Raw genomic sequence first — 5,330 nt, 5'->3', positions numbered from 1 at the left:
AGCGGCGGGCGCCCGGTTGCGGAGAGGGCTTCCCGCGCGCTGACCCCGGCCCGGGGCACATCGGCCCCGGCGGGCTTCTCGGCAGCGGCGCGGGCCGCGTTGCGGCGGCTGAGTTCGTCGATGAGTCTGACGCCTTCCCCGGAGAGGTCCGCGCTCCCCTACGGCCCGTCCGCCCGTCAGGCGGGCGGGCCGTGTGCGGAGCGGCCGGGGCCGGAGGTCAGGCGGGCGGGCCGTAGAGCGAGGCGCCTGGGGCCGGAGATCAGGCCAGGCCCGCGACGAGCTCGGCGACCGGCTTGCGGCGGCCCGTGAAGAACGGGACCTCCTCGCGTACGTGCTTCCGCGCCTCGGATCCGCGCAGATGACGCATGAGGTCGACGATGCGGTGCAGCTCATCGGCCTCGAAGGCGAGGATCCACTCGTAGTCGCCCAGCGAGAAGGACGCGACCGTGTTGGCGCGGACATCCGGGTAACCGCGCGCCATCTTGCCGTGGTCGGCGAGCATCCTGCGCCGGTCCTCGTCGGGCAGCAGGTACCAGTCGTAGGACCGCACGAAGGGGTAGACGCTGACATAGTCCCGGGCCTGCTCGTCGGCGAGGAAGGCCGGGATGTGCGACTTGTTGAACTCGGCGGGGCGGTGCAGCGCCATGTTCGACCACACCGGCTCCAGGCCGCGGCCCAGCTTCGTGCGGCGGAAGAGGTTGTACGCCTCCTGGAGCGCGTCCGCGGTCTCCGCGTGCCACCAGATCATGACGTCGGCGTCGGCCCGCAGGCCGGACACGTCGTAGGTGCCGCGCACGGTGACGTCCTTCGCGGCGAGCTGCTCGAACAGCTCCTCCACCTCGGAGGCGTACCCGGACCGGTCCTCCGGCAGGGCGTCGCGCAGCTTGAACACCGACCAGAGGGTGTAGCGGATGACCTCGTTGAGGTCCTTGGCCTTCTTGCCGGCGTTCGCGGTCTTGTCAGGAGCAGCAGTCATGCTGCCCATTCTCGCGCGCCGCCGCCCGTGCACCGCGCCAGGGTCGGCGAGCGCCCCGGAGGGCCTCGGTCCGCTGCCGTGCCGCCACCGGCCCGGCCCGCCCGCTCAGCTCCTTCCGCTCAGCCCGGCCGGCACGCTCCGTCCCCGCAGTCCGCTCCGTCCCCGCAGTCCGCTCAGGCCGCTCAGCCGCTCAGGCCGCGCCGCTCAGGCCGCTCAGCACCTCGTCGGCCGCCGTCCGCGCGCTCGCGATGCACGCGGGGATCCCCAGGCCGTCGTAGGCCGCACCGCACACCCGCAGCCCCGGCAGCTTCGCGACGTGCTCCCGGATACGGGCGACACGGCCGAGGTGGCCGACCGGGTACTGCGGCAGCCCGCCGTCCCACCGTGTGACGCGGCCGGCGACGGGCCGGGCCGTGAGCCCGACCGCATCGCGCAGATCGTCGAGCGAGACCTGGACCAGCTCGGCGTCGTCGCGCTCGAGCTCGGCCTCCTCCTGGAACCGCCCGATCGAGGTGCGCAGCAGGAAGAGCCCTGGGTCCGCGTCCTCGCCCTCGGCATGCCAGCCCCATTTGCGGCTGGAGAAGGTGGATGCCTTGATCGTGCGGCGGTCGACGGGCGGTACGAGGAAGCCGCTGCCCTCGGGCATCCCGGCGAGGTCCGCGGCGCGGAAGGCCAGGGTGACCAGGGCCATGGAGGCGTACTCGACGGATGCGAGCTCGGCGGCCGCGGCGGGGGAGTCGCCCGCCAGCAGTCGCGCGGCGGCGGGGGCGGGCACGGCGAGGACCACGGCGTCGGCCTCGACCAGCCGGTCGCCGAGGACGACCGTCCACCCATCGTCCTGTTTCGTCAGCCGCTCCACGGGCGAGCCGAGCAGGATCTCACCGCCTGCGGCGCGCACCGCCCCGGCGACAGCGAGCGGCAGCCGGCCGACCCCGCCGTCGATGCCCATGAAGACGGGCCCGGCCGGCTGCCGGGCCGCCGCTCCGGCCTGGATGGCCCGTACGCCCTCCGTCAGCGAACGGTGTGTACGCGCGGCCTCGAAGAGCTGTGGCACGGCGGCCCGCATCGAGATCTTGTAGGCGTCCCCCGCGTAGACACCGCCGAGGAGTGGTTCGACGAGCCGGTCGACGACCTCGCGGCCGAGGCGGGCGGCGATGTACTCGCCGACGGCGACGTCGTCACCGATCTCCGTACGTGGCAGCTCGGCGTCCTGTGCGATACGGGCGAGCCCCTCCTCCGAGACGACGCCGGAGGCGGCCAGCTGCCCGGCATCCGCGGGCACACCCATCACATGGCCCCTGGGCATGGGCCGCAGCCGTCCGCGGGTCCACAGCGAGGCGGTGATGGTGGCAGGCGTCTGGAGCCGGTCGGACAGGCCGACCTCGCGCGCCAGTTCCACGCCCTCCGGGCGCTTCGCGAGGATCGCCTCCGCGCCGAGGTCGACCGGTACGCCCTCGATCTCGTCCGCGTACAGCTTGCCGCCGAGCCGGTCCGAGGCCTCGAGCACGGTCACCCGCGCACCGGCTCCGGTCAGCCGGTGCGCGGCCGCCAGTCCGGCGATTCCGCCCCCGATGACGACGACATGGGCCGTACGCGTGTCCGCCTCGTTCATGTCCCCACTGTCTCAGACCCGGAACGAGTCCCGACCGTGACCTCATCGGGACCGGCCGTCGGCAACCTGCCCCCGGGTCTCCCTCGTCCAACCGGCGACACCGCAACCGCTCTTGGGGGACCCATATGTACAGTCCATCGACGGCACGCCGGCGCCGGCCGCTCGCCCTCCTCGCCTCCGTCCTGCTCGCCGCCTCGCTCGGCCTCGCCGGGTGCAGCGGCTCGTCGGAGAGTGCCGAAGAGAGCGCCGCGTACGACGACAAGGCCGCGCCGTCCGGTGTGGCGGAGGGCGGAGCCGCCGACGGTACGGCCGGAGTCGCCGACGGCACCGGCCGCGGACGGCCCGGAGGCGGCACCGCAGGGCAGAAGCCGCCGAAGCTCACCCCCGCGCAGGTCATCCGCACGGCCACGCTGACCGTACGCGTCAAGGACGTGCCCGGGGCACTCGCCCGGGCACGGACCACGGCCGAGAACGCGGGCGGCTACATCGGCGACGAGACCACCGACCGCGACGCCGCGGGCCATGAGCGGTCCCGCATCGTGCTGCGCGTGCCGCAGGAGGAGTACGACGGCGTCCTTGAGGACCTCGCGGGCGCCGGCCGGCTCCTGGAGCGGAAGGTGGCCGCCAAGGACGTCACCGGCCAGGTGGTGGACGTCGAGAGCCGCATCAAGTCCCAGCAGGCCAGCGTCGCCCGGGTCCGGGAACTGATGGACCGGGCGACGGAACTCTCCGATGTGGTCACCCTGGAAGGCGAGTTGGGCACCCGCCAGGCGGAGCTGGAGGCGCTGAAGGCACAGCAGCAGTCGCTCAAGGAGCGGACGAGCCTGTCGTCCATCACCCTGGTGCTCTCCGAGACGGGGGAGAAGCGGAAGAAGGGGGACGGGAACGAGGAGCCCGGCTTCCTGGATGCTCTGGCCGGCGGCTGGGACGCGTTCCTCACGGCGGTCCGCTGGGTGGCGGTGGCGCTGGGCGCGGTGCTGCCGTTCGCCGTGGCGCTGGCGCTGCTGGTCCTGGTCGGCCGGGCGGTCCGCGGACGGCTGCCGCGGCGCCGGGCCGGCGGTCCTGTGGGGCGGGGCGTCACTCCCCCGCCGCAGGTGACCGTCCCCGCGCCGGCGGCCGCCCCCGGACCGGCCGGAGCGGAACAGGAACAGGACTGATCCGACGGACCGTACGTATCCGACGGACCGCACGTAGCGTGGGCGGCAGACGAGCGGCGGAAGGAGCACGGGCGATGGCGGCGCAGCGGCTGGTGGTCATCGGCGGGGACGCGGCGGGGATGTCCGCCGCGTCCGGGGCCCGCAGGCTGAAGGGGCCCGACGAGCTGGAGATCGTCGCTTTCGAGCGCGGCACCTTCACGTCGTACTCCGCGTGCGGCATCCCGTACTGGGTCGGCGGTGACATCGAGGGCCCGGGACCGCTGGTGGCACGTACGCCCACCGAGCACCGCAGACGCGGTATCGGCCTGAGGCTGCGGACCGAGGTCACGGAGATCGACACCGGTCGGCAGCGGGTGCGCGTGCGGGATCTGGAGGCGGGGGACGGCGAGCGCTGGGAGGGCTACGACCATCTGGTCGTGGCCACCGGCGCCCGCCCGCTGCGCCCGGACCTGCCCGGTATCGACGCGGACGGGGTTTTCGGTCTCCAGAGCCTGGACGACGGGAAAGCGCTGGTCGACGCCCTCGGGGGCAGGGGCGAAGGGCTGCGGGCGGTCGTCGTCGGCGCCGGTTACATCGGGGTCGAGATGGCCGAGGCCCTGGTCAAGCGCGGCTGCCGGGTCACCGTGCTGGAGCGGGGCGAGCAGCCCATGTCCACCCTCGACCCGGACATGGGCCGGCTGGTGCACGAGGCGATGTGCGGACTCGGCATCGAGAGCGTCACGGGCGCCGAGGTGACCGAGGTCCGCACCTCGCCCGAGGGGCGGGCGACGGCCGTGGTGACGAAGGAGGCGGAGTACCCGGCCGACGTCGTCGTGCTGGGGCTGGGTGTACGCCCCGAGACCGGCCTCGCGCGGGACGCGGGGCTGCCGCTGGGCGAGTCGGGCGGTCTGCTCACGGACCTGGCGATGCGGGTGCGGGGCCGGGAGAACATCTGGGCGGGCGGTGACTGCGTCGAGGTGCTGGATCTGGTCTCGGGGCGCACCCGGCACCTCGCCCTGGGCACGCACGCCAACAAGCACGGCCAGGTGATCGGCACCAATGTGGGCGGCGGTTACGCGACCTTCCCGGGCGCCGTCGGCACTGCCGTCAGCAAGGTGTGCGATCTGGAGATCGCCCGCACGGGGCTGCTGGAGGCGGAGGCGACCGCCGTCGGTCTGCGGTTCGTGACCGTGACGGTCGAATCGACCAGCCGGGCCGGTTACTACCCGGGCACGCGCCCGATGACGGTCAAGATGCTCGCCGAACGCCGGACGGGACGGCTGCTGGGCGTACAGATCGTGGGGCGCGAGGGGGCGGGCAAGCGCGTCGACATCGCGGCCGTGGCGCTGACGGCGGGGATGACCGCGGAACGGATGACGGCGCTCGACCTGGGCTACGCTCCGCCGTTCTCCCCGGTGTGGGACCCGGTGCTGACGGCCGCCCGCAAGGCGGCCGCGGCGGTCGCCCGCGACAGCCACGGCTAGGGCGTGTTTCGAAAGTAGCGCCGTCCGCCCGAAGGGCGGGGGTCGCGGCGGCTGGTGCGTGCGATCGCAAGGCGGAGGGTCGTCCTCGTACTGGGCGTACTCGGACGAGCCCGACAACGCAG

General features: G+C 73.8%; 4 protein-coding genes. 2 read left to right on the top strand and 2 right to left on the bottom strand.

What is annotated here, in order from left to right; all coding sequences use genetic code 11:
- Positions 1-259 precede the first annotated feature (259 nt).
- Both hemQ and hemG read right to left on the bottom strand, forming a co-directional pair.
- Positions 260-976 (bottom strand): hydrogen peroxide-dependent heme synthase, encoded by a 717-nt coding sequence (gene hemQ / locus ACTWQE_RS33515; RefSeq protein ID WP_443332867.1) that lies wholly within the window; start codon positions 974-976, stop codon positions 260-262.
- Positions 977-1,166: 190 nt separating this feature from the next.
- Positions 1,167-2,588, bottom strand: coding sequence for a protoporphyrinogen oxidase (gene hemG / locus ACTWQE_RS33510; RefSeq protein WP_443332866.1), 1,422 nt, complete (start codon positions 2,586-2,588; stop codon positions 1,167-1,169).
- A 125-nt stretch (positions 2,589-2,713) separates the two neighbouring features.
- Here hemG and ACTWQE_RS33505 point away from each other — a divergent pair, with 125 nt between their 5' ends.
- Positions 2,714-3,745 carry a DUF4349 domain-containing protein gene (locus ACTWQE_RS33505; protein ID WP_443332865.1) on the top strand — a complete coding sequence of 344 codons (1,032 nt, stop codon included), beginning with the start codon at positions 2,714-2,716 and terminating at the stop codon, positions 3,743-3,745.
- Between the two features lie 74 nt (positions 3,746-3,819).
- Positions 3,820-5,208 carry an FAD-dependent oxidoreductase gene (locus ACTWQE_RS33500; protein WP_443332864.1) on the top strand — a complete coding sequence of 463 codons (1,389 nt, stop codon included), beginning with the start codon at positions 3,820-3,822 and terminating at the stop codon, positions 5,206-5,208.
- Positions 5,209-5,330 lie beyond the last annotated feature (122 nt).

Source organism: Streptomyces sp. 8N706, assembly GCF_052245415.1.
Lineage (GTDB): Bacteria > Actinomycetota > Actinomycetes > Streptomycetales > Streptomycetaceae > Streptomyces.
Note: the sequence above shows the minus strand (reverse complement) of the source record. Positions and strands in the feature narration are given on the sequence as shown.

Coding starts and splice junctions, on each gene's coding strand:
- hemQ (WP_443332867.1), bottom strand. CDS start 976: ATGACTGCTGCTCCTGACAAGACCGCGAACGCCGGCAAGAAGGCCAAG.
- hemG (WP_443332866.1), bottom strand. CDS start 2,588: ATGAACGAGGCGGACACGCGTACGGCCCATGTCGTCGTCATCGGGGGC.
- ACTWQE_RS33505 (WP_443332865.1), top strand. CDS start 2,714: ATGTACAGTCCATCGACGGCACGCCGGCGCCGGCCGCTCGCCCTCCTC.
- ACTWQE_RS33500 (WP_443332864.1), top strand. CDS start 3,820: ATGGCGGCGCAGCGGCTGGTGGTCATCGGCGGGGACGCGGCGGGGATG.